Source organism: Acinetobacter sp. NEB 394, assembly GCF_013374795.1.
In the GTDB taxonomy this organism is placed as follows: domain Bacteria; phylum Pseudomonadota; class Gammaproteobacteria; order Pseudomonadales; family Moraxellaceae; genus Acinetobacter; species Acinetobacter johnsonii.
In genome coordinates this window covers 1080578-1106156 of record NZ_CP055277.1, presented here as the reverse complement: position 1 = coordinate 1106156, position 25579 = coordinate 1080578, and the positions used below count along the sequence as shown (strand labels likewise).

Sequence of the window (25579 nt, the reverse complement as noted above, 5' to 3'; positions counted from 1 at the left end):
CGTTGAGTTTAAAGGCTTTTTTATATTCCGACGGATTACTTCGGAAAGAATTTTGGTGGGGTGGCGTCAATTGAACTCAAAACCTAACTCATTCACTTTAAAGCTCTTTTATTGAATAAAAAAATTCATTGACCCAATTTTGACCCAAATTAGATTTAGTGCATTGAATCACTTTAAAATCTTGTTCAAATCCGAATTCAGGATTTGAAGTGGCGTACGGCATTATAGCAGCAAATTACACCTAAAAATAAATGTAATGTTATAATGTTTCAATTAGCTCATTATGATATTAATAATCACATCAACTTCAGTACAGTTCAATTTTTTAATTTGTACTTTTGCTTAGGACTCTTAGGCTTATCAGGAAGGGTACGTTCAATCACACCTGCTTCTAATGCTGGAGTTAAATAATTTTTTTGGAATGTGGCTCGATGGGACAAGTCCAATAGAGCCATAAGCTCAGTTAAGCTATATTCTTTCTGCTCCATATTCTGGATGAGACGTTTAACTTGATCGCTAACTTGTACGCTAGCTTGAGCGGTATCTTGATCGCTGGCATCAGAACTAAGTATTGCATCTAGAATCATCTGCAAAATAAACTCAATAAAAGGTGCAGAATCTGAACGATCTGTGCTCGCTTGCAATGCATCGTAATAAGCTCTTTGGTTTTGATAAATCAAGCTTTCTACAGGGATGTTGAGAAAAATAGGATTCCACTGGCTTAAGATTAAAGTTTGCCATAAACGCCCCATCCGCCCATTGCCATCAGCAAATGGATGTATAAACTCAAATTCATAATGAAATACTGAACTCTGAATTAATGGGTGCTCATTACCTTCAGCCAACCACTGTAATAACTCTCTCATTAAACGCTGGACTTGATTTGCAGGCGGAGCCATATGCACGACTCGATCCCCTGACATCACACCAACACCGCCATGACGATACTGTCCAATTTCATCAATCAGTCCTGTCATCAATATTTGATGTGCTTTCAGCAAATGCGATTCTTGATCAGGATTCCAATCTTGAATTTCTTCATATGCCTTTAGGGCATTACGTACCTCTTGAACTTCTTTAGGTGGAGCGATAATGGTCTTGCCATTCAGAATCGCTGTGATTTGCTCTGTACTCAAGGTATTTCCTTCTATCGCTAAAGACCCTTGAATCGTTCGAATACGATTGGCTTTTCGCAATTTAAGGCTATCTTGGATTTGAGTTAATGCAGTCAAACGCCCTATTGATTCACTAATTTGTGCAATCAAGTGAATAATTTTAGAGGTGATCGTATAAGGCGGTTGATATTTCATGCCATTCCTCATTGATGTAAAAACAAAGCACAGTTGATTAAACTCTAAAATATTAATATTTCATAGCTTAGTGAGTAATATCTGCTATCAACATGCTTACCTTTTCTGAAACAGTGAGCTAACTAATCGCTATTTCTTTTAAAATAAACCTGTGCATTCTCGTTAAAATACGTAGGTTTCTTCATTACAGGACAACATTATGTTTATTTATGCCGACTTCTCACAACTCGTCATCATCAAGCCAGAGGATTACCATTGGGTAAAATCTCCAGGAGGTGAAGTCGATAGAATGATGCTTGATCGTATTGGCGATGAGAAAGCACGTGCAACTAGTCTTGTGAAATACGCACCAGAATCTGCCTTTCCTGAACATCAACATCCTTTGGGTGAAGAAGTCCTCATATTGTCAGGCATTTTTACCGAGAATGCTGAAGATGATTATCCGGCAGGCTGGTATTTACGTAACCCCCATCATTCAACTCATCGGGTTTCCAGTAAAGCAGGTTGTTTAATCTTTGTGAAACTGATGCAAATGACTGAACATGAGAGAGAACCAACCCGGATTAACACCAATGACTTAGCGAATTGGAAGCTTACCCAACGTCGGATGATATGCCCGCTATTTCAATCTGAACATGAGCAGACCTATTTAGAAAAGCTAAAACCTGATCAAATTTTCGTAGAGAAATCAGAACAAGGGATTGAATTGTTCATTATTAAAGGTCAATTATTTTGCGACACTGAAATATATCCAGCAGGTTCGTGGGTCCGTCTTCCCCTCAATAGTGCTGCTAAATTTCAGGCAGGTCCATCAGGCGCAACGCTTTATGTCAAAACTGGTCATCTACAACATGCCATAGATGTGTGGGTGAAATGAACAATAATGTGTTTCCAAAATGAAGCTGTCTCGTGTCTAGAATACTTGGAGCAGTCCACTTACCACTTTTAAAACCCATACAAAATGTAATGATATATCACTACATTTCTGATCTTTCTTTTTTCATGTATGATCGACTAAGACAAATTCAGGGATAAGGTTATGTTTGAAACTATTGATGATTTAAAGAAAAAATTAGATCAACATCGCCCTCTCTCTCCGTCAATTGTCAAAAATTTACAAGAAGATCTTATTGTCCGCTGGACCTATCATTCCAATGCAATTGAAGGTAATACCCTCACCCTGCTAGAAACAAAAGTAGTACTCGAAGGTATAACTGTTGGTGGAAAGGCATTAAGAGAACACTTCGAAGCGATCAACCATAGAAATGCAATTTACTATGTTGAAGATATCATTCGGAAAGAGGAGCCTTTTTCTGAATGGCAAATTCGCAATATCCATCAACTCATTTTAAAAAATATTGATGATGATAATGCTGGCCGCTATCGCCAACAAAATGTCCTAATCTCTGGTGCCACGTCTACCCCGCCTGATTACACATTATTAAATGACAAGATGGCTCAGCTAGTTGATTGGTATAGTAATGACGCACATAAATTTCATCCTATCGAACGTGCAGCCAAAGTACATGCTGATTTTGTAGGTATTCATCCATTCATTGATGGCAATGGCCGTACATCACGTCTATTGATGAATCTTGAATTGCTTAAAGCTGGTTATCCCCCTTGTGTAATAACAGTTGAAAACCGATTGGCCTACTATGAGGCCCTAGATCAATGGATGGCTTATGGAAAAACTGAAGCATTTATCCAGTTGGTTTCTGAAGCTGTACTTGAAGGATTTAAACCTTATCAAGTTGTATTGGGCATTTAATCGGCTTGATCGGTGTATTGATCCCTAGTACTAGATACCATCCACAATTGCATCTAAAATCATTTGTAAAATAAACTCATTAGATGCTGTAACACTGAAGATATGAGCGGTACAAAGAATATCGCTAGTGACTCATAAATCCGTGGTGATTTACTCAATCAATTTCAATCTGATGAGCGAACAGATTCTGTCTATACTGAGTTGTACGACACTATAGGCTGTAAATCAAAAACCTTTAGACTCAGCATTAAAAGCTTTTTTAATAGTTTTTCCTCCAAATCTATCCAATAAGATTTGATCTACAACATTTAGTTCAATAATACTCAATGCAGCATCTACCCCAAAGTACCCGAAATGCAACTGTCATCAATTTGTAATAAAAATCGATTATATCTCGTGTGATAATGCAACTTTTCTTTGCGAGTTTATAAATGTCAGACAAAATCAGCTTAAACTATTTAAATGAACTCATTCGTAATGCTGAGAAAAAAGATAAAAAAATTGACAAGATCTTATTAGGCTATAAGGCGTATTATTTTTTTATGTCTGACAGCGAATTCCATAAAGAAGTCACTAACTCTGCCCTTTCACCAAGTAAACGTAAATATAAAAACTATAAAATCAAAGTGACTCAGGACGAATATCAAATTGATTTAAAATTTCAGGAAAAATAAGCAGGATTGCTCTAATTCTCAGGTTTAAACTCTTTATTTATTGACAGCCATTATGATTAAAGCATCAAAAAAGACAATCTAGACATTAGATGACCTGTTGTACTTAAGATCGTTACCCGCCAATTCAACATCATCTGATACAATCAAAATAACGGTTCACGTATCCTGTGAACTCCTGTTTTCTGACCAAATAGCACTCCGATAGTGTCCTCTTAAAATTTATTGGACACTATCGTGGTATTAATGAGTTAGAAAAGTGGGGCTCAGCGGATGCTTACGATTAAACAAACGATCGAGCCATCCGTTACCCTGCTCACACCATGATTAATCAGCTTTAAAGATTACGCTGATTGACTCGTTTAGACAGTTCTTCAGCCGATTCTTTTCGCTCCGAATAACGGTTGGTCAAATAGGCACTCTGACCGCGAGTCAGCAAAGTAAACTTGTATAGCTCTTCCATTACATCAACAATACGATCATATAGCGATGAAGGCTTCATCCGTCCTTCCTCATCAAACTCCAAAAAGGCTTTAGGAACAGAAGACTGATTTGGAATCGTGATCATCCGCATCCAGCGCCCAAGAATTCGCATCTGGTTTACACTGTTAAAAGACTGTGATCCACCGCTCACCTGCATCAAAGCCAGTGTTTTACCCTGCGTAGCACGAATTGCTCCTCCAGCAAGTGGAATCCAATCAATCTGTGCTTTGAAGATTGAGCTCATCGAACCATGCCGCTCAGGCGAACACCAAACCATGCCTTCAGACCAAGCCAACAATTCATGCAGCTCTTTAACCTTTGGATGTTCCAGATCACCATCTTCAGGTAAAGGTAAACCTTTGGGATGAAAGATTTTAACCTCACAACCAAAACGCTCAAGAATTCGCCCAGCTTCCATCACAGCTAGGCGGCTATATGAACGCTCTCTGTTTGAGCCATATAGCAATAAGATACGTGGTGGGTGACTTAGTTCTTTAGCCTGCACTTCCGCAAAAGTTGGTGTCGGTAAAAGATCAGATTCAAGATTAGGGAGTGTCATCTTTGCCTCTTAAGAATTTGGATAATATTTTTTCTTCAGCCACAAGGATACGCTAACCAGTGCAATCAGCACGGGCACTTCAACCAATGGGCCAATAATCGTAGTAAAGGCAATTGGTGAAGCCAAACCAAAGGTAGCAATCGCAACGGCCAACGCTAACTCAAAATTGTTACCTGCTGCGGTAAATGAAATTGCAGTGGTTTTGGGATAGTCATTCCCCATCCACTTACTCATGAAAAAGCTGACAAAGAACATCACGACAAAGTAAAGCGTCAATGGAATTGCAATCCGCAACACATCCATTGGCAAACTCACTACATCACCGCCTTTCAAGCTAAACATGGCTACAATGGTGAATAACAAGGCCAATAAGCTGAGTGGACCAATTTTGGGTAGAAACTGATTCTGATACCAGTCCAGACCTTTGGCTTTCACTAAAGATAGACGCGTCAGGAAGCCCATCAGGAATGGAATCCCCAAGTACATAAGGACAGCATTGGCAATGGTCCAGAAATCAACATTGATGACATTCCCTTCTATCCCAAAAAATGGCGGCAGATAGGTCAGGAAGAACCAGGCATAACTGCTAAAGAACAGAATCTGAAAAATGCTGTTAAATGCGACCAATGCAGCACCGTATTGATTGTCCCCGCATGCCAGTCCATTCCAGATCAGTACCATGGCAATACAACGCGCCAAGCCAATCAGAATCAGACCTGTCATGTATTCTGGGTAATCACTCAAGAAGACTATCGCCAATACAAACATCAGCACTGGCGCAATCAGCCAGTTCTGAATCAGAGAGAGCGCTAATGTTTTTTTATCCTGAAATACTTTGGGCAAAGCTGCATAATCTACTTTGGCTAATGGTGGATACATCATCAAAATCAAACCAATCGCAATTGGCAAGTTGACTGAATTTACACTCATTGCGTCCAATGCGACGGATGCTTGTGGAAATACCACCCCAATCGCAACACCCAATGCCATGGCCACAAAAATCCATAGCGTCAGGTTGCGATCCAAAAAGGATAATCCTGGTTTAGACATGATCTGCTCGCTTAAAGATGGGAAATTTGATTGATTTCAGCAATAAGCTGATGACGGCTCATGTGATGGGTATCTAATGCAAAAAGTGCATCTAAGCGTTTGTTGATATGTTCTACAGTACTTAAAAATGCCTGTAATTTTTCTTGTTCAGGCAAATCTAAATGTGATGGATCAGATAGACCCCAATGTGCTTTGATTGCTCCTCCTAAATACAACGGACAAGCTTCTTGTGCTGCCGCATCACACACGGTGATGACGACATCGGGCTGATACTGTTCACAGGCATCAATCGTTTTACTCGACAAACCTTCGGTAGACAACCCCAGGTTCTGTAAAGTCTGAATGGTTAACGGATGAACTTGGCCAGAAGGTTTACTTCCAGCGCTATAAGCTACCCAACCTTCAGGCGCTCGACTATTAAACAGAACTTCAGAAAGAATACTGCGACAACTGTTACCCGTGCACAGAAACAAAAATTTCATAAAAACTTACTCGCAATGGCTCTGAATCGATAGAGCTGAGGGATCAAATAACACGGGAACATTGCTACGTTTAAGTGTATTCAGAATTTCAAAGCACCATTCAGGTAGTTGTGGGTTAAGACTGTAATACACCCACTGCTTTTGCCGACGGTCATTCAGCAAACCACTTGATCTTAACAGGGCTAAATGCCGTGAAATTTTTGGTTGGCTTAACTGGAGTTTATCTGTCAAATCACAAACACATTGCTCTTCGTTTTCTGCGATAAGCATGACAATACTGAGACGTGTTTCATCAGATAAACATTTAAAAAACTGAACGTGGTCCATAACTACTCCCATTCTATTATGCAAATATACACATATCCATATATTCAGTAAAGAGTACTCATTATAAAAGTATACCCATATCCGTATATGCTTGCCAGAAAGGGAAAAATTTAAAACTTCTTAACATCTCAAGACACAAATAAAAAAGACCCGTGGCTTATGCCACAGGTCTTTTTTACAGTTTTCCACATACACTTATTTATTTTTTTCAATCAACTCCACAATGGCTTGTGGTTCCAAAACTTTGCCACTTGAAACGATTTGATTATCTATGATCAGACCTGGCGTACTTAACAACCCTGTTTCAGCAATTTGCATCATATCAGTTACATATTCAATTTCTGCCTGAACACCCGTGCTTTTTACAGCTTCTTCAGTTGCAGCCAATAAGGCTTTGCATTTACGACAACCTGTTCCTAAAACTTTAATTTGCATCTTTATTCTCCACACTTTTTATAAAAACCAATAACCCAAAGTATTCAGGGTATAACCAACAATCAAGATTCCCACAAAAACGATCCCTACAAACAGGCTCAATAAACGGGTTTTCACCACTTGTTTTAACAAGATTAGCGATGGCAGAGAAAGTGCGGTGACCGCCATCATAAACGCTAAAACCGTCCCCAAGCCAACGCCTTTAGTCACAAGTGCTTCTGCAATCGGCAAGGTGCCAAAGATATCCGCATACATTGGCATTCCGACAATCGTGGCAATCAGTACGGAATACCAGTGTTCCTGACCAAGTAAGGCGGTAATCCACTGCTCAGGAATCCAGTTATGAATTGCCGCACCAATCCCGACACCTATCAAGACATAAAGCCAGACCTTACTAAAAATGTCTGTCACCTGTTCCCAAGCAAATGTACGCCGCTCTTTTGCAGTCATGCTGAAATCTTCATCTTCGCCTGAGATTGTTTGATGATGAGTCACAAATTCAGCCACATACTTTTCCATTTTCAAGTAGCTGATTAATGACCCACCGATGACTGCCAGCACTAATCCAAGTAACACATAGACCAATGCAATTTTCCAGTTAAAGATACTCGCCAATAAAATAATTGAAGCTAAGTCAACAAGTGGTGATGAAATCAGAAAGGAAAAAGTGACGCCTACCGGTAGTCCTGCACGAGTAAAACCAATAAACAACGGAATCGAAGAACATGAACAAAATGGCGTAATAGTACCGAGTAATGCCCCCATGATATTGGCTTTGATTCCTGTCATCCGACCTAAAATCAGCCGAGTACGTTCTGGAGGGAAATAGCTTTGAATATAAGATAATGTATAGATCAACACTGAAAGCAGAATAAAGATCTTGAATACATCATAAATAAAGAAATGGACACTACCACCCAACCGGGTTGCAACGGATAAACCAAATACATTTTCAACGAACCAGCGCACCCCATCCGAGAGCCAGGTTATTTTAAGTAGAACATCATTTAACCAAGCAAAAATTGCGACAATGTTCTCCATTTAGATCTCCTGCTCTACACTGATACAAAGTCCAACAGCGTTAGGGGTTTCACCTTTTATTTTAAGCGTCTGCCTTGCTCATCAATGATGACTTCACCATCTTCTTTAGCAAAAGCTTTTAATTGCGGCAAAGGTAGAATATCTAGCACTACTTCAGATGGGCGACATAAACGAGTGCCCAAATCTGTCACGACCAAAGGACGGTTAATCAGGATGGGATGTTCAAGCATAGCATCAAGCAATTGCTCATTTGTCCAGTTCGCATCGTCTAAATTAAGTTCAGTATAAGCATCTACATTTTTGCGTAACACATCACGAACACTTAAACCAGAGTCCTGAATCATTTTAATCAGCTGATCTTTTGATGGTGGCGTAATCAGATATTCAATTACTTCTGGTTCGATCCCCGTGTTGCGAATAAGCGCCAAAGTGTTACGAGACGTGCCACAGGCAGGATTATGGTAAATTTGAACTTTTGGCATTTGATCCATGAGTATAATCTCTTAAACAGACAGCTTTTTATATATGAATATTCGAATATACGCAATATGGAATATATGATTAACTACAAGTACCAATAAATAAGAAAAGCTCCTGAATCAATCAAAAACCTCCCATTTAGGTATTTCTGAAACGGTGTCAATTAAATTAAGAAGCCAAAGCTTCTTTTCGGATTCTCAACTCACATTAGGAACATCCCTCATCTAACAAACTGATCCTAGCCAAATAAAGGATATTCCTCCCCTCACCCTCTGCTATAGCAAGAGTTTTTCCCACAATTGGAACCTGATCTGCTATCTGTTGAATAAAATGATTGGGCGAAATGCCATACAGATCCTGTGTTTGCGAATAAAGATTATCCCAGTGCTGATTCATATCGTTTCCCAATGATTGAAAAAATTAAGCTGTGAATTCTTTAAATGCTTCCAATGCATTAGCGGCATACATCAATGAAGGACCGCCCCCCATATAAACTGCAACACCAAGCACTTCCTCTAATTCTTGCAATGTCATTCCCATTTTGACTAGGGTTCTGACATGAAAACCGATACATCCATCACATCGTGCTGCAACACCAATCGCTAAGGCAATCAGTTCTTTTGTTTTAGGATCAATAACACCATCTCGCATTGCAACTTGTGACAATTGATTAAAACTTTTCATTAAATCAGGAGAATCCTGCGCTAATGTCTTTAAACTGCCTGAAATATTTTGAGTTAATTCTTTGTACTTCATGATTTTCTCACTTGAATGTCCATAAACTTAAGTTAGACTTAAAATAGAAATCTGGTTATTTCTCTACTGGATAACCCTGCTCTAGCCATGCTTGGAATCCACCCTGAACAGATTTCACCTGAGTAAATCCCATATTCTGTAAAGTATCTGTAGCCAGAGCTGATCGGCCACCCGTCCCACAAATCAAATAAATCGGCTGATCTTTAAGATGTTCTAGTGCTTGCAAGGTATCGCAATGATGGCTCGCCACAGGATGCTGGTGAATTCTCATTTCTAAAACACCACGAGGATAATTCACGGCTCGGTCTATCGCTGCCGCCTGAAATTCATCTGGTTCCCGAACATCAATCAGAATGGTTTTATGGTTTTTCATGGCTTCAAGTAAGTCTGCGACCGTCACTTCTTGAATTCGGTTTTTTGCCATTGAAATTAATTGTTCTGCTGTTTTCATTACTCTTTACCTCTTCCGATCTTTAGAAATCTGGTCTCTGATTAAATATTCATGTCTTTAAAATGCAGTTTTTAAATTTGGCTCTAATCTCTTGCTTGTATTAAGTTATGATGACTGTAGAAATTAAATAAAATGCTACGCTTATGACAGTTATGGCAAAAACCTTTTGGATTTGACTATTCTTAACTAAAGGCATCAAACTTCGACCAATCAACATCCCAGCCATGCAAGCTAAAACGAAAGTCAGCGTGACCGAAACGGGGTATTGAAAACCATCTAAAATATGAGCTGAAATGCTGACACCACCTATCAGGAAAATAATCATCAACGAGGTCGCAACAATACTGCGCATATCAAGATCAGTTACTTTACTCAGTGCTGGAACAATCACGAATCCCCCACCTACCCCAAGCAAACCAGTCAATAAACCTGCCACGACACCAATGGCACCGAGAGACAATGCAGTTTTCATGTTCCAAATCAGACGACCAGTTGTTTGGTTAACTTTACACAGCACACCTGTATGGTCATTCACTTTTTTAAAAAAAATCCGGTAAGCAACCACGAGCATGACTAAACTGAATGCTAAGGTAAGCCATACAGGAGAAATTATTCCTCCCAGATGCACACCATAACGTGCTGAAGGAATGCTAATCAGTGCAATCCAAAGCGCAGCCCGATAGCGTACTATCTTCTTAAATAAGCCTTCAAATGTTCCAACCAAGGCAGATAAAGTGACTGCAAGCAAGCCAACAGGTGCAGCTTGTGAGACCGTCCATCCTTGACTTGCCATCAGTGCGGGTACGGCCAGAATGCCACCACCAGCACCGGTTAACCCAAGCAAACCACCGATGGCCAGTCCTTCAAGTATTAGCATCCACATCGCTACTGCCCCCCTCTATTACCAAACCAATTAAACAAAACTTGTTGTTTAATCTTAAAATTTGCCTATTTGAAGTAATTCAGTGGAAGTTTTAAATAAGAAACACCATTCTCTTCGGGTTCAGGGAATTGTCCTGCTTTCATATTGATCTGTATCGAAGGTAAAATCAGTTTGGGCATACTTAAACCCGCATCGCGCTTATTACGCATTTCAACAAAATCATCTTTGGTCGTGCCGTCGTGAATATGGATATTCTGATTTTTTTGAGTCTGAATATCCGTTTCACACATATAGGTATCGCGCTTTTCTGGCAAATAATCATGGCAGAGAAATACACGTGTTTTCTCAGGCAGTTGATACAAACTTTGTATTGAATCAAAAAGGATTGATGCGCTTCCCTTCGGGAAATCACAGCGCGCTGTTCCATAATCTGGCATGAATAAGGTATCACCCACAAACACGGCATCACCGATGACATAACTCAGGCAAGCAGGCGTATGTCCCGGTGTTGGAATGTTATAGGCTTTCAATGTTCCGATTTGGAACGACTCATGATCTTCAAATAAATAATCAAAGAGCTGCTGGGCATTCCATTGTTTAATATCCAGATGATAAATCGCACCAAAGGTTTCCTGTACAATGCCAATTTTCTGGCTCATGGCAATTTTGCCACTTAACTCAGCTTTGAGATATTGTGCAGCAGTCAGATGATCAGCATGTACATGGGTTTCGAGAATCCACTCAACCGTTAAATCCTGCTCTTTAATATAGGCAATAATTTTATCGGCATGAATAGTTGATGTACTTGCTGATGCCGGATCATAATCCAGAACGCTATCAATAATGGCGCAGGCTTTGGTCGCCGGATCACGTACAACATAACTGAAGGTATTGGTATCTTCGTGAAAAAAATCTTTTACTATAGGTAAATTTGACATCGTTAAGCTCCTGACCATTTACGGTGAATCCATACACCCACCAGCATTGCTACAATAAAATAGAGCACTTGATAGTGGCCCAAACCGATCAAGGTAAAACTTGGTGCCGGACAGATGCCGGCAATGCCCCAACCTGCACCAAATAAAACCGCACCCGTGATCAGCTTCTTATCTATCTGATTATTTTTAGGTAAATCAATAGGTTCATTAAATACTGTTTTCGGTTGTGCCGTACGTAATACTTTCTGGAAAGGAATAAAGGCCACCGCAATCGCGCCCATCATGACAAAGGCCAGACTAGCATCCCAGTCACCAAACAGATCCAAGAAATCGAGTACTTTTTCCGGATTGGACATGCCCGATACCATCAATCCCACAGAGAACAGCGCACCAAATAAAAAGGCAAACACATTTTTCATTTTAGAATGCTCCTGTGAGATGACGGATAATATAAACAGCGACAAAACCTGCAAACATGAAAGTCATGGTCGCGACAATAGAACGCTTAGACAGGCGACTGATGCCACAAATTCCATGACCACTGGTACAGCCCGAACCCAGACGTGTCCCAAAACCCACCAGCAGACCTGCCACAATCATCATCAGTGGGCTGGCGTTCAATTCGATTTCAGGTTGTACAAACAGGCCATAAATAAACGGTGTGAGGATCAAACCTGATAAAAACCAGATTGCAGGTGTTTTAAACATGGTTTTTGAGTTTAAGACTTGCCCAATCAAACCACTGATTCCTGCAATACGGCCATTGACGTAAAGATAGCCAACTACGGAAAGCCCGAGCATTAAGCCGCCAATAAATGCGATGAGGAAGTCATGCATGATGAATTAATCTCTATACAATATACTTCTTTATATTATATAATAAAAAATATTAATCAAGCAGTTTTATGGTAAATTATGTAAACTGCACGGGCTACATCCAAAGTTGTGAGGACATTTATGGATATGATTGCTGAAAATGCCAAAATTGATTTTTCACAGGTCGATTTCGTCAGCCAATGCCTAAAAGTTTTGGCCAATCCTGATCGTCTGAAAATCTTATGTGTCCTGGTCGATGGGGAAATGAATGTTCAGGAAATTGAAGAATCTACCGACATTCATCAACCTACACTTTCCCAACAGCTGACTGTCCTACGTAAGGCCGACATGGTCAGCACCCGACGTGAGGGTAAACAGATTTTCTATCGTCTGAGTGATCCCAAGGTCTTAAGTTTGATGCAAAAGCTGTACGAGCTGTATTGTGCGAATTAATCCGCTTAGTACAGCCAAAAAGAAATGATCAGAAGCAGTAAACCTTTGTTTTTTTTAATACTCTTAATATTGAAAAATCTTGTACTCATTTTTTCTCTAGATTAGATTTAGTGAACTAAATCTGAAAAATATTTTATTCAAATTACACAGGGTTATAATTTATCGATTTACAAGTTTGTTCTTATATCGTGCTAGAATTTTGATGTCTACTCAATGTTTTGAACTGCTTTTACCAGAAGAGTGATCTACATTCCGGCTCATTCCATCTCGTGTTTGGAATCACTCTGAATTCTCCCATCCACCAAATTAATCGTTCGATCACAGGTCGCCGATAATCTAGGATCATGAGTCACCAATAAGACTGCACAGTCATGTTCGCGATGTACTTTACGAAATAATTCAAACATTTCCGCAGCAGTTTGAGTATCCAGATTACCTGTCGGTTCATCGGCCAACAATAGTGCAGGCTGAGTAATCAGTGCACGTGCAATCGCTACGCGTTGCTGCTGCCCTCCAGAAAGCTCATTGGGTTTACGGTCAGCGAACTTATCTAACCCTACAGCGGCCAATAATTCATGGGCATATTGCAACGCAGATTGATCTGGCTTACCTTGCTTCAGCATTAATGGCATGAGTACATTATGTAAGGCAGTAAAAGCCTGTATAAGATGATGGAACTGAAACACAAAACCTATACTATTGCCTCGTAATGCTGTCCGAGCCGTATCATCCATACGGCTTGTAGCCTGCCCCAACAAGTACAACTCACCACGACTAGGCTGATCTAATAAGCCGAGAATATTCAGTAAAGTACTTTTGCCTGAACCAGAAGGACCAATTAATGCAGCAAAGTCATTCCGTTGAATACACAGGTCAATTCCATGTAATACCTCCACTTCATTAGGCTGCCCAACATTGTAAGACTTTCGCAATGCTTCTAAACGCAGTACTTCCTGAGATGGATCAAACATGACGAATTGCCTCCACAGGATCAAGTGCAGCAGCCCGACGGGATGGTATTGCAGCAGCCAAAATACCTGTCACTGTCGCCAAGAATAATGCCGACAAGATAAGCTTGATTGAAATCGAAATATAAAACAAGCCGGGACCAAACTGATTAAATCCCCAGATCAAACCATAACTGACTACACTACCAAGCATCGAACCAAGCAGACCAAAAATTGCTCCCTGAAACAAGAAAACTCTTAAAATTTGTGCTTGTGTCGCCCCCGTCGCACGTAAAATACCGATTTCCCGAGTCCGTTGCACCACACTCACCGACATCACACTGGCAATGCCAAAAGCGACTGAAATCCCTACAAAAACAATAATCATGTTGGTCGAAAGACTTTGAGCGGTAATCGCATTCATTAATTGAGCATTGGTTTCAATCCAGCTTTCTGCTTTTAATCCTGTCAGGCGTCCAACTTGTGAGGCAATTTGATCCGCCTGAAAAATATCCTGAATCGTCAGATCAATCACGGTCACGCCACCTGGCAAATTAAGTAAAGATTGCGCCTGTTTCAAATCCAGATAGACATAGCGCGCATCCAATTCACGCACGCCCAGTTCAAATATTCCAGAGATATTCACCACTGCATTTTTCTGTTGCCCAGTATCTAACCTTAATTTGCTCCCGACTTGCACACCCAAATCTTTGGCCAATTGACGCCCAATTAATACATTATCCGCACTGACTCGTAGTTCACCACTCACCATATATTGCTTTAACGGAATAATTTGTCGATAACGTTCAAGATTGATACCAACCAAAGCAACCGATTGAATCGCCTCTCCACGCTGTACAAATGCAGGACCAGAGACCACAGGAGAAACCGCCGTCAACACGGGCAACTGATCTAAAGTCTCAGTAATCTGCTGCCAATTATTAATAGAGCGTAAGCGTTGCGCACGCTGATCTTCTTGTAACAACTGAAGTGTTCCTGCTGCTGGTGGCACAATGTGATTCACCTCATCTGGTGAAAGCAAACGAATATGCGCCTGCGTCCCTAAAGTCCTTTCTACAATATTCGATTGTAAGCCCTGAATTAAGGCGCTAATGAACACAATGACTGCCACCCCCACCGCGATGCCAATGGTAATCATCATCGACTGTGTGCGACCCTCTCGCAGAAAACTGATTGCGATAGTCCACTCTGTCCAAAGTCGCCCAAAAAAGTTTTTCAATCGAATTTCACCGGTAATTCGTTTTTGCTATTTGTCGGATCCGTTTGACTCTGCAAAACACGTTTAGTTTGCTCTATTCGGACACGAATTCCATCTTTAAGTACTGATTCTGCATCGGTAAGGACGTGATCACCTTCTTTCAATCCAGCTACAACTTCCGACATGACCAAACCACGTAAACCCAGTGTGATGGGATGACGTTGAATTTTTCTATCTCTTACTAAAATAACCATAGCCTTGTTTCCACTTATACTGCTTAAAGCATCATTTGGAATGACCAGGGTTTGCTCGCGCTTGTTGGTTTCAACATTTACCGATACCGTCATGTCTTGACGCAAAAAATCAGGGACTGGATCAACTGTTAATCGAACGTCTACTGTGCCACGTTGAGCATCAATACTTGGGGCAATAAAATTAATATGGGCAGGAAAAGGTTGATCTGGATAGGCATCCGTAATCACTGCTGCTTTTTGTTGTAAAGCCAGCAGTGGTAAATTTCGCTCATCAAATGGCACTCGTATTTCAGTCGCACCATCCAGTGCAATAGTGAACAGAGTCTGACTCGGTTGTACCAAATCCCCTGGCTCAACATTACGGGTTAAAATAATACCTGAAACTTCTGCGCGAATTTTGGTCTTGGCGAGTTGCGCTTGTAATGCAGCGAGTTGTTCACGTAATTTTGTCTCTTCAACTTTATCTGGGGCAAGTGAAGCAACTTTTAATCGAGCTGATTCCAAATTATTACGGGCGAGTTTTTCTGCCTCTATCGATTTCTCCCTTTCCTCTGCTGATAATATTCCTAATTCGGTATTTCGTCTGCGTACCGCCTCTCTTTGAGCCTGTTCTAATTGCACTTTGGCATTCGCTAAATCGAATTCTGCTTGCGGACGTCTAGTGGTTGCGAGTTCCTTTAATTCAGCTTCTGCCTGCCGCACCTGCGCTGAAATTTCATCAGATTTCAGTACTAAAAGAACATCCCCTCGAGAGACCCGATCTCCCTCTTGAACCAAGCGCTCAAGAACAACCCCTGTAATTTCACTACCAATCTGAGTCCGAGATACTTTCTCTACCCGTCCTGAAGCAACAACTGTCTGAATCAATGGACTAGATACGACTTCATAACTAGGTAACAATGGTCCTTGCCACCAGCGATATATAGCAAAACTGACGAGCAAAACCAGTAGTATGATCATGATCCAAGGCTTATAACGGGTAACAAGCAATTCCATTCTCCAAGCCAGATTAAAGAAAAGTTTTTGAATTGAATAATTAATGTCTAGTTAAATATATATGAAAATTTAGTTACAACACACCAAATTAAAAAAGCACACCATTTTTATTAAATTATTTTCTCTTACTGTTATAGTTTTTTCATAATTTTGATTAAAAAACAAACAAACAATAAACCTATATTTCTATATATTTCATAATTTTATATAAAATAATAACACGTTTTAGACTTTAACATTCCAGCTATCAATAACGTAATACATAGCCATATTTAGTAAAGTAGCTGTGATGGTGACAGATGAACTACCACCTTACTCATTAATAAATCTGAATTTTTATAATTGCTTTGACCCAATTATTACCTTTATTAAAGTCCCACATAAAACTTCTCAATTAACTGTCTTGTTTTGACCATTAAATTGGTTAGCACATTGTCTCGCTCAAACAGCTTCACTTTGAAGTTAGGCAACTCTTTCATTTCTTCTTTACGTGGCAAGCGTTGATTGAACTCGTAATTATCCAAGACCTGTTTCAACACTTCAGGTTTTAGGTTTTCTTGCTCACAGAAATGTTGATAAGCCTGTTCCTTCTCTACATCCCAGAACTTAGCAAAGGCTGTTTGTACACTCTGTCCATTGATCATTTTCGGCATATTTTCTTCAATGAATTTTTGGATCAAGTCTTGTTTGTCATGTAAGCTAACATCCCCTCCAATTAAGTCATGCACTTGCGCTTCATACTTCTTACGCTGCTCATCTGTTTCCGCATTAACGGCCATCTGTAACAGCGTCAGGATATACCCCACATTGATACGGTCACTGTGCAATAGGTCCAATTGAAAATCGACATCATCCAGCACCGAGACTTTTTCTTTTTTAGTGGCTTTACGAGTTGCTCGACATAGATCGGCATATTTCGAAGCAAAATTGGCAAAGTGTTGCTTGTCTAATACTGTCTGGTCTTGATCGTATTCCACAAAAGTTTGCAGTTGTGCGTTGTAACGCATGACCTCGCGGAATGCCTTAATGAATTCCAGTTGCTGATCTTCAGTCAGCAAATCATCTACGGCTTGATAGTCGGGGGTAATGTTCAGTAATTTTTCGACTGCATCCGCATAATCCTGTTGAATTTCTTCAAAGCTCGGTACCAGTACGGTCTTTCTGGCTTCTTTATTAGAAAACAGCGCCAAGGCTTCGTCCGTAGCACGTTTCAAATTGCGGAAGCTAATGATGTTTCCGAAAGGCTTTTTATCGTTGTAGACACGATTGGTACGGGAAAAGGCCTGAATCAAGCCATGGTACTTAAGATTCTTGTCCACATACAAGGTATTCAGAGGCTTTGAATCGAAGCCCGTCAGGAACATATTCACCACCAACAAAATATCAATCTGCTTTTTCTTGACTCGATCGGCAATATCTCGGTAGTAGGCATAGAAGCCGTCACCAGAATTGTAGTTAGTACCAAACTGGGCATTATAGTTAGCAATGTAACGGTCCAACTTGTCGCGGCTAGACGGGTTAATTTGTGTTGGGGTGTCTGTAGACTCTTCCTGAATCAAGCCATTCTGATCTACAGTATCCACGGCTTCATTTGCACCATAGGAGAATATCGTGGCAATGGTCAGGGGTTTAAACAGTCTGCCTTGAGCTTCATCTTGCTGTTGCTTTTCAGCTTGGACTTGCTCAAACAAATCGTAGTATTGAGTCAAAGTATCGACTGAATTGACACAGAACATTGCTGTAAATTCACGATTCTTGGTTTTGGTATCATGCGTATCGACAATATAACGCGCAATCATCTCCAGTCGTTGCGGATTATCATAGAGCTCTTGAGTATCAATACCCTCGACATCATCGTCATAGTCGAGATTGTTCTGCATACCTTTGGCGGTAAATTTGCCACGATAATCAATTTGGAACTGCAATACGTTTCGATCTCGAATTGCATCCACAATCACATATTGATGTAGGCACTGATTGAACAGGTAATCTGTTGTGAGTTTTAGACCTGCTTTGGATTGGCTGTTTTCCTCAAAGATCGGTGTGCCCGTAAAACCAAACATCTGTGCATTGCTGAAAAACTTCTTGATGTTCTGATGGGTATCACCAAATTGACTGCGATGACATTCATCAAAGATGAACACCACTTTCTTGTCTTTCAGGTAATTGATGTATTCCTGATAACGGTCATTACTGATGGCACGATTCAGCTTTTGGATAGTGGTGACAATCAGCTTGTCATGGCGTTGATCGAGCTGCTTCACCAAAGTATGTGTACTATCTGTGCTATCTACGCTTTCTGCTTTAAAGGCGTTAAACTCTCGTGAAGTTTGCGTATCGAGGTCATTACGATCCACCACAAATAACACCTTTTCTACATCAGGCATTTTCATGATGAGTTGACTGGCTTTAAACGAAGTCAGGGTTTTGCCTGAACCTGTGGTGTGCCAGATGTAGCCGTTTTGCTGTGAGTTTTGTACATGGGCAATAATTTTTTGCACGGCGTAAATTTGATATGGGCGTAACACCATTAGACTCTTACTGGTTTCCAGCATCACCATGTATTGGGTCAGCATTTGCGTGAGATGCGTATGATTTAAAAAAGCATCTGCAAAGTCGACAATTTCATTGATGTGTTTATTGCTGACATCTGCCCAAGGAAAGGCAAACTCAATCCCAGTCGTACCGTTTGAATAATAGCGAGTATTGGCGCCGTTACTGATAATAAACAGTTGGATAAAGCCAAACAGCCCTTGTCCTGCCCAGTAGGCTTCTCGGGTATAACGCTGGGTTTGGTTAAAGGCTTCGGCTATTTCCATACCGCGTTTTTTCAGCTCGATTTGTACCAAAGGCAAACCATTGACCAATAGCGTGACATCGAAACGGCTGGTGCGTCCGTTATGGTCTCGGTGATCTACCGTAATTTGATTGGTGACTTGGTAGAGATTTTTGCTTGGGTCATCCGATAAGAAGAAGATGTGCTTGCTTGAGCCATCATCAAATTTAACGGGGAATTGATCTCTCAGATTTTTGGCACGTTCAAATACGGTGCCAGTGTTCAAAAAACTGATAACTTGCTTCCACTCAGTTTCTGACAGTGGGGCAAGGCCATTGGCACGTTCAATTTGAGTTTTGAGGTTGGACAGTAGTTGGCTTTCATCCTTGATGGTGACTAATGAATACCCCAATCCTTGCAGTTGGGTAATTAGTTCATTTTCAAGTTGATATTCGCTTTGTACTGTCATTTTTACCTCAATTTTTACTTGTCTATTCAATTTATTAAAAAGTTGCTACTGTCTCTCAAGTTCTACACGATTTAATATTTTGTGTAAAAATACCATTTGCTTAGTGACTTCATTTAAATCGAATTGATTAAGTTCCCAACGCATCGCCCAAAATTTATTATTTTTCTCATACCACGATTCAGTTTGAGAATAAGGCCCCCTAGATAATGCTTGTTTTACTTTTTTAATAATTTCATCAGTATGATTATCAATATAAATTGTAATTGAACAACTCATTGGCGAGTTGTTGATATGCAAGTTAAGTACAGTTTCCGTCCAATACTTCCAATTATTACCAACGAAACGTAAAGCAGGTGTACCATTCCAAGTGTGCCATCTAAATCCTGCTTCATACTCGTCACCTAAAGCAATTTGGAATGAGTTATTGATATGATCAATAATCTCTTTATACACATTTTCTCTTAACTGCACCAACTCCTGTATTTTCTGCATGTTATCAACAACAAATTTTAAACTTTCCATATTTGTTTCCAATAAATCATTAAAACTATCTAAATGTAATAAAAAGTCTCTTGCAAAGATTCCCCACTTATTTAAAGGATTCTGAATAATTTGAATACCAAGAGCTTGTTTTGTTTCAGCAGTAAGTTCTGAGTAAGAAGTGCCAACCCAACAATCCTGTGAACACTCACCTAATGGACTCAGAATAACTGTTACTAACTGCTTTTGATCTTGTGAATCAGGCTGTGCTTTATTAATCACAGCAAGAGTTTTATTTCCCCAACTCACATAATCTTTAAACGGATTATTTTGTATATGATGAACTTTCACTTCAACAATGACTAAAGCCGTATCCGTCTCAAACCAAAGATCTATTCGGTTACCTTTATCAGTGGTTTGCTGTGTTACTACTCTTAAAATTTCACCAAATTCAAATTCCGAATATTTTTCATGATATTTAATTGCTTCAATAAAGCCATTATAAAAACTTGATCCCAATCCATGTTTTTCATTTGGATCTAGAAAAAATGCTAATAGTTCTGTAATCGGATTTTCATGATGATTTTTTAAAGCAGTATCGAAAATCGTCATTTCTCGCTCAGGCATTTTATATTTCTGTGCCTTTAACAGGAGATTTTCATATTTATTTATTAACTGATCATCTAAGTTCTGCATACTCCCCCCTTCAAATAAACTAATTAAATTTGCCAAAATAGTTAAAAAACTAAAGTATATTTATGCAAATATTACGCGTAACTAAGCATTTTCATATTACTGAAGGCTATTTTTTATATTGAACAGAATCCACAACACAGAGTACTTTCGTTGAGTGATGTGCTGTATGTGACCTAAACAACTCACTGCATTTAATCTGTACTGACTTACCTTCTTTCTTAAAAAGTGATGTATAACGAGCATCATTATAATCAACCAACTGAATAAGTTTGGTTTTTACTAAACCTTCTGTACCATCGACATTGATTTGCTGATCTAGAGCCAAAGCAATCTGGTTACCTCCAAACACTTCTTGATTTGGATGTAGACTTTTAATTCTGAGTAGTTTCCCACTTATGGTTGCAGGTTGATCATAATAAGAAGTTTGTGCTTGACTGAACATCGGTACACATAAGAGTGATGCAATTAAAAGTTTTTTCATTTACTTCTCTATAGTTTTAAAGTGTTTAATTTAGAAGTTTGACTACAATTCAAATTTACATTTTTGAGCTTCTAGAGACTTCATATAACAGTTTCAATCGCTCAACTGTTATGGGAATACCATTTTCCTGACGATGCAGCATCGCATGGCAATTTGGGCAGACTGGCATCAAATCAGTTTCAGGATTGACTTCATAATTCTCTGAAATCTGATGTAATGGTGTTATGTGATGCACATGAATAAAATCTTTGGCGAAGGTGCCATAAGTTTCTGCAAAACTCATCTTACAAATTTCACAGCGTATTCCATGAATTTCTAAACATTTAGCACGCGCTTCAGGATTACGTTCATAGCGATTAACTTGAACGGTTTGCTTTGCACCTTCGGGAAATGATTTGTTTTCTAAATCAGCTTCATCTGGGTAGTCTGTAGCGATAGTTTCATTATTAAACTCATTCACAATATGCGCTAAGAAGATGCGAATAGAGTCATTCGGAGCTTTGTCCCGATCTGTACGGCGACCTTGAATTGGGGCATCAGGGATTAATTTATTCTGGACAAAGTAATCAAGGGATAAAGTAGCTTTATCGACTTTTTTTAACTTTTCAAAAACAACATAGCCCTTAATGCTATTCAGTTGGGTTCTATCTTTCCAAAATGCTTTTTGTGCAAGAGGATATTCTGATGGATCAGCATGTCCAATCACTTTGAATTGATACATGACTCTAGATATTGGTTGAGTCACATAGACATAAACAATATCGTTAATCTGTAACCCTTTACCTTCAGTCGTTGCTGAGTTTTTCCAATAAATTGTAGGTAATGCTTCAAAGGCTTTTTCTAAATCAAATTCATCGAAATTAACAGTAACTAACCAATTCGCCATAACAACTCCCCTTACACAAACATCTACTGCAACAAGCCACTTTCAAGTTTTTTGCTTATCCAAATGCATTAACAAAACAGATTTAATACTGAGTTTCACACTTCACTGCTTTCGCAGGTGTAATATTTTTTGCTGAAACAAGTTGGGTTAAATCAAAACCTTCTGTTTCTTCCACGAACAAGTTGTAGTCTTTAATGGTAATGGTTGCCTTACCCTCATACTTGCAATAGTCTTTTTTAATACTATCTGGCAATTTAAATGTTTTTTTGGCTTGTTCAAAATTGCTAAAGCAGAACCATGCAGTTCGCTCATCACCTGTTGGACGAGGAATAAGCGCAGATGAAGTTTTATTTGGCTCAAAGCAAATCGCATCGCCCATATAGTCTAAATATTCAGGGTCTAAAGTACGTGAGTAAGTTCCTGTTAAAGTCACACTTCCTTTATAGTGCTTAAAACCAGAAATATCTTTTTGATATTTAAAAGTTTGAGCCTGTGCCAACACTGGCAATGTCATTAAAGCAACAAGTATAAATTTTTTCATCATGATCCTGTTTTAAGTTTTATAAAATATTAAAAAGCAAAGTGACTTTTCACTTTGCTGATATGAAATTATTAAATAAACATCTGCTGTAGCAAACCTTTTTTCCACTGTTTGGCTTGTTCAATTTGCTGTCCCACGACCTCAATCTTTTGGTCGATCGCAGATAAAAAATTAGCAATTTTGGTTTGTTCTTTTAGACAAGGAACAGGCACCTCTAGCTTCGAGTATTCAGAAATCCATCGACGCTTATGCTCATCACCTAATGAAAGAAATAACGTTGAAAATGTAGAGTAAAGATAAAAAATATTATTTTTACGTGGATCAGTTTTAAGGATCTTCATTGCAGAAGATTTGACTTTGAAGTTGAAATTCACGAACTTATAGGCTGTTGTAAAATCATCAAAAATAATTACATTTTGACTTTCAGCACTAAAAATACCATGCTCTTCATTTGTGTATCCCAAAATGAAAGTTTTTCCTGCTGTTAGTACAGGTATTGGAAAAGAATTATCATAATTCGTAGACGAAACAATATATTTTGTCGGCTGTTCATAATCTAACAACAAGCCTAATTCTTTATATTCCCACTCACCAAACTCACTCCCATCATCAGCTTTAAAACGAATCTGCTGACTAAACAACTTCTGCATCATGCCTTGTTTATATTGGCTGAGTAGTTCATGTTTTTGGGTGAGTTGGCTAATCTTTTCATCGACTGCGGAAAGGAAAGAGGCTATTTGGGTTTGTTCTTCTTTCAATGGAAGATAAGCAGAAACCTTATTTAAAGAATCTTGACCAATATTAAATCTTGTACTTCCACCACTAAGCTGAGTGATTTGGTCTCTTAAGGAATCGGTCTTTAGAAGGCCATTCATAAATATTGGATCGTATTCTTTTTGGGCCGACCCACGAATGACAAATCCACCGAATACAACAGGATCTTTGCCTAAATAAACATTAGACTGTCCGACTTCCTCACGAGTTTCAGAACTTCTTTGGAAAAGTACATCACCGTATTTAACCAAGTTCTTTTCAATTTCCTTTGAAGTAATATCTACTGAGCCGATAATTGAATTGTAAGTAATACCATTTGGATTATTGATAATATCTAAAACATTAATAAACTTAATCCCAGAACCATATTGTTCCTTTGATGCATTTACCCCATTTTTAAAAATAAATAAATCTTGAAACGAGATTTCAGACCAATTCCCATCAAACTCTTTAAATCGTAACTTAGGTACAGACATTACTTCACCTCCACAAACGGCGAAGAAATTCCAAGCTCTTTACAGAAATCTGAAATCAATGAATCAGTCTTTTGACTTTCAACTTCCAAAGTCTGCAACGCTTGAGCAATCGCATCCAGATCAATCACATCCTCAGCTTCAAAAGTATCGACATAACGTGGAATATTCAGGTTAAAGTCATTTTCTTTAACTTCTTTTAAAGTCGCTACATGCGCATATTTTTCAATATTCTGACGGTTTTCAAATGCCCCGATAATATTATCTAAATGCTCAGGCAATAATTTGTTTTGATTTTTCTGCTTCTCAAACTCGTTGCTGGCATCAATAAACAAAATATTGTCTTTATGCTGACGGTTTTTCTTCAACACTAAAATACAGGTCGGAATCGAAGTCCCATAGAAAATATTGGCAGGTAAACCGATAATGGTATCAATCACATTGAGCTGCTCAATCAGGTACTGACGGATCACGCCCTCACTTGAACCACGGAATAAAACACCGTGTGGAAGCACTACCGCCATTGTGCCATGCTCATCCAGTTGATGCAGCATGTGCTGAACAAATGCCATATCCGCTTTAGAGCTTGGTGCAAGCTTGCCATACGCTGCAAAACGCTCATCCTGTAAAAATAACGGATCGGCAGACCATTTTGCCGAAAATGGCGGATTGGCAACCACCGCATCAAAACGCTTATCTAAGTGCTGCGGACGAATCAAGGTATCTTCTTGCTTAATATCGAACTTGGCAAAATGCACATCATGCAAAATCATGTTCATCCGTGCCAAGTTATAGGTGGTACGGTTCATTTCCTGACCGTAAATCATATCGACATCTTGCACTTCACGCTTTACACGGAGCAACAACGAACCTGAACCACAGGTCGGATCATAGACAGAACGTAAACGGGTTTTTCCTTGCGTAACGATCTTCGCCAGTAAAGTCGATACCGTTTGCGGTGTATAGAATTCCCCTGCCTTTTTACCTGCACCCGATGCAAACTCACCAATCAGGTATTCGTAAGCATCACCCAATACATCGGACTCGGTATTGGAAATATCAAAATCAATATCATCTAAATGACTTAAAACTTTTGCAACAAGCTCGTTACGATCACTCGCTGTGTTGCCTAGCTTAGTCGAATTTAGGTCGAGGTCTTCAAATAGATTGGCAAAATCATCGGCAGAGTCAGAACCCAGTGTGCTTTGTTCGATGGCTTTCAGCGTTGCTGCCAAGTCATCGAGAATAAACTCGCCTTTGCGTCCACGTTCAGCAAGGGTATGAAACAGTTGCTTTGGAGTGAGTGCATAGCCCACTTCTTCAATGGCATTCTTTTTAATTTCTTCGATATACGGCACATGCTCGACATTGTTTTCATCGAGTTCTAAAAAGCTATTGATATCTTCACCAGCGAGTACTTCATTGGCATAGTTCACCGCTTTTTCAGATAAATATTTAAAGAAGATAAACCCAAGAATATAGTCACGAAACTCATCTGCACCCATTTTGCCACGTAACGTATTGGCAATATTCCATAGTTGTTTTTGTAACTGTTGCAGTTGTACTTGGGTCATTGTTATAGACGTCCGAAGAAAATGTTAAAGCGTGACTAGTTTACCGAAAAATAAAGTTTTTTCAGCAGAAATTGGTTGGATAAAGACACAAACTGTCGCAATTAAAT

General features: G+C 39.4%; 28 protein-coding genes. 4 read left to right on the top strand and 24 right to left on the bottom strand.

Annotated features, from left to right (window positions below; genetic code table 11):
- Positions 1-317 precede the first annotated feature (317 nt).
- Complete coding sequence (locus HUK62_RS05155; RefSeq protein ID WP_017395734.1) at positions 318-1310, bottom strand: Fic family protein; 993 nt, start codon at positions 1308-1310, stop codon at positions 318-320.
- Between the two features lie 199 nt (positions 1311-1509).
- Between HUK62_RS05155 and HUK62_RS05150 the strand changes: the two genes are divergently transcribed.
- The 3 genes from HUK62_RS05150 to HUK62_RS05140 all read left to right on the top strand — a co-directional run bounded on the left by HUK62_RS05150 (position 1510) and on the right by HUK62_RS05140 (position 3755).
- Complete coding sequence (locus HUK62_RS05150; RefSeq protein ID WP_017395735.1) at positions 1510-2187, top strand: cupin domain-containing protein; 678 nt, start codon at positions 1510-1512, stop codon at positions 2185-2187.
- Between the two features lie 162 nt (positions 2188-2349).
- Entirely contained in the window at positions 2350-3081 is a 732-nt protein-coding gene (locus HUK62_RS05145; protein ID WP_017395736.1) for a Fic family protein, read from the top strand.
- A 431-nt stretch (positions 3082-3512) separates the two neighbouring features.
- A complete protein-coding gene (locus HUK62_RS05140; protein WP_017395738.1) occupies positions 3513-3755 on the top strand; it encodes a hypothetical protein in 243 nt (80 codons plus the stop codon).
- 334 nt (positions 3756-4089) lie between these two features.
- Here the strand turns inward: HUK62_RS05140 and arsH are convergent, their stop codons facing one another.
- The 13 genes from arsH to HUK62_RS05075 form a co-directional block, all read right to left on the bottom strand.
- Positions 4090-4794 (bottom strand): arsenical resistance protein ArsH, encoded by a 705-nt coding sequence (arsH, locus tag HUK62_RS05135; RefSeq protein ID WP_016659428.1) that lies wholly within the window; start codon positions 4792-4794, stop codon positions 4090-4092.
- A gap of 9 nt (positions 4795-4803) precedes the next feature.
- Positions 4804-5844, bottom strand: a complete 1041-nt coding sequence (gene arsB / locus HUK62_RS05130) for an ACR3 family arsenite efflux transporter (RefSeq protein WP_161416981.1) — start codon at positions 5842-5844, stop codon at positions 4804-4806.
- Between the two features lie 11 nt (positions 5845-5855).
- Entirely contained in the window at positions 5856-6326 is a 471-nt protein-coding gene (locus tag HUK62_RS05125; protein ID WP_017395154.1) for an arsenate reductase ArsC, read from the bottom strand.
- A 6-nt stretch (positions 6327-6332) separates the two neighbouring features.
- Positions 6333-6653: a metalloregulator ArsR/SmtB family transcription factor gene (locus HUK62_RS05120; protein WP_004988477.1), complete on the bottom strand. Its 321-nt coding sequence runs from the start codon at positions 6651-6653 to the stop codon at positions 6333-6335.
- Positions 6654-6848: 195 nt separating this feature from the next.
- Entirely contained in the window at positions 6849-7088 is a 240-nt protein-coding gene (locus HUK62_RS05115) for a thioredoxin family protein (protein ID WP_004988479.1), read from the bottom strand.
- 18 nt (positions 7089-7106) lie between these two features.
- Positions 7107-8129 carry a permease gene (locus HUK62_RS05110; protein WP_176537264.1) on the bottom strand — a complete coding sequence of 341 codons (1023 nt, stop codon included), beginning with the start codon at positions 8127-8129 and terminating at the stop codon, positions 7107-7109.
- A 56-nt stretch (positions 8130-8185) separates the two neighbouring features.
- Positions 8186-8620, bottom strand: coding sequence for an arsenate reductase (glutaredoxin) (gene arsC, locus HUK62_RS05105; protein ID WP_004988483.1), 435 nt, complete (start codon positions 8618-8620; stop codon positions 8186-8188).
- A gap of 409 nt (positions 8621-9029) precedes the next feature.
- A complete protein-coding gene (locus HUK62_RS05100; protein WP_004988488.1) occupies positions 9030-9365 on the bottom strand; it encodes a carboxymuconolactone decarboxylase family protein in 336 nt (111 codons plus the stop codon).
- A 55-nt stretch (positions 9366-9420) separates the two neighbouring features.
- Positions 9421-9816 carry a rhodanese-like domain-containing protein gene (locus HUK62_RS05095; protein WP_004859470.1) on the bottom strand — a complete coding sequence of 132 codons (396 nt, stop codon included), beginning with the start codon at positions 9814-9816 and terminating at the stop codon, positions 9421-9423.
- 100 nt (positions 9817-9916) lie between these two features.
- Positions 9917-10699, bottom strand: a complete 783-nt coding sequence (locus HUK62_RS05090) for a sulfite exporter TauE/SafE family protein (RefSeq protein ID WP_176537263.1) — start codon at positions 10697-10699, stop codon at positions 9917-9919.
- Between the two features lie 65 nt (positions 10700-10764).
- On the bottom strand, positions 10765-11637 hold the full coding sequence (locus HUK62_RS05085) for an MBL fold metallo-hydrolase (protein ID WP_005400070.1): 873 nt from the start codon (positions 11635-11637) through the stop codon (positions 10765-10767).
- Between the two features lie 2 nt (positions 11638-11639).
- Entirely contained in the window at positions 11640-12056 is a 417-nt protein-coding gene (locus HUK62_RS05080) for a DUF6691 family protein (protein WP_121594790.1), read from the bottom strand.
- A 1-nt stretch (position 12057) separates the two neighbouring features.
- The gene (locus HUK62_RS05075) at positions 12058-12474 is read right to left on the bottom strand and encodes a YeeE/YedE thiosulfate transporter family protein (protein ID WP_176537262.1); all 417 of its coding nucleotides are present in this window, start codon (positions 12472-12474) and stop codon (positions 12058-12060) included.
- Positions 12475-12594: 120 nt separating this feature from the next.
- Here HUK62_RS05075 and HUK62_RS05070 point away from each other — a divergent pair, with 120 nt between their 5' ends.
- Complete coding sequence (locus HUK62_RS05070) at positions 12595-12906, top strand: metalloregulator ArsR/SmtB family transcription factor (protein ID WP_004984482.1); 312 nt, start codon at positions 12595-12597, stop codon at positions 12904-12906.
- Between the two features lie 257 nt (positions 12907-13163).
- Here HUK62_RS05070 and HUK62_RS05065 read toward each other — a convergent pair whose 3' ends face one another.
- The 10 genes from HUK62_RS05065 to HUK62_RS05020 form a co-directional block, all read right to left on the bottom strand.
- Entirely contained in the window at positions 13164-13877 is a 714-nt protein-coding gene (locus HUK62_RS05065; protein ID WP_004984479.1) for an ABC transporter ATP-binding protein, read from the bottom strand.
- Positions 13870-15093 (bottom strand): ABC transporter permease, encoded by a 1224-nt coding sequence (locus HUK62_RS05060; RefSeq protein WP_176537261.1) that lies wholly within the window; start codon positions 15091-15093, stop codon positions 13870-13872. Before HUK62_RS05060 ends, HUK62_RS05065 begins: the two co-directional genes overlap by 8 nt.
- On the bottom strand, positions 15090-16316 hold the full coding sequence (locus tag HUK62_RS05055; RefSeq protein ID WP_026070342.1) for an efflux RND transporter periplasmic adaptor subunit: 1227 nt from the start codon (positions 16314-16316) through the stop codon (positions 15090-15092). The genes HUK62_RS05060 and HUK62_RS05055 overlap by 4 nt, the downstream gene beginning before the upstream one ends.
- Before the next feature lie 374 nt (positions 16317-16690).
- Positions 16691-19567: a type I restriction endonuclease subunit R gene (locus HUK62_RS05050; RefSeq protein ID WP_176537260.1), complete on the bottom strand. Its 2877-nt coding sequence runs from the start codon at positions 19565-19567 to the stop codon at positions 16691-16693.
- A gap of 45 nt (positions 19568-19612) precedes the next feature.
- A complete protein-coding gene (locus HUK62_RS05045) occupies positions 19613-20743 on the bottom strand; it encodes a PD-(D/E)XK nuclease family protein (protein ID WP_176537259.1) in 1131 nt (376 codons plus the stop codon).
- Between the two features lie 106 nt (positions 20744-20849).
- Positions 20850-21224 (bottom strand): DUF4431 domain-containing protein, encoded by a 375-nt coding sequence (locus HUK62_RS05040; protein WP_176537258.1) that lies wholly within the window; start codon positions 21222-21224, stop codon positions 20850-20852.
- Between the two features lie 55 nt (positions 21225-21279).
- On the bottom strand, positions 21280-22110 hold the full coding sequence (locus HUK62_RS05035) for an HNH endonuclease (protein WP_176537257.1): 831 nt from the start codon (positions 22108-22110) through the stop codon (positions 21280-21282).
- Between the two features lie 82 nt (positions 22111-22192).
- A complete protein-coding gene (locus HUK62_RS05030; protein ID WP_176537256.1) occupies positions 22193-22651 on the bottom strand; it encodes a hypothetical protein in 459 nt (152 codons plus the stop codon).
- Between the two features lie 71 nt (positions 22652-22722).
- Positions 22723-23901, bottom strand: coding sequence for a restriction endonuclease subunit S (locus tag HUK62_RS05025; RefSeq protein WP_176537255.1), 1179 nt, complete (start codon positions 23899-23901; stop codon positions 22723-22725).
- Entirely contained in the window at positions 23901-25472 is a 1572-nt protein-coding gene (locus HUK62_RS05020) for a type I restriction-modification system subunit M (RefSeq protein WP_176537254.1), read from the bottom strand. Before HUK62_RS05020 ends, HUK62_RS05025 begins: the two co-directional genes overlap by 1 nt.
- Positions 25473-25579 lie beyond the last annotated feature (107 nt).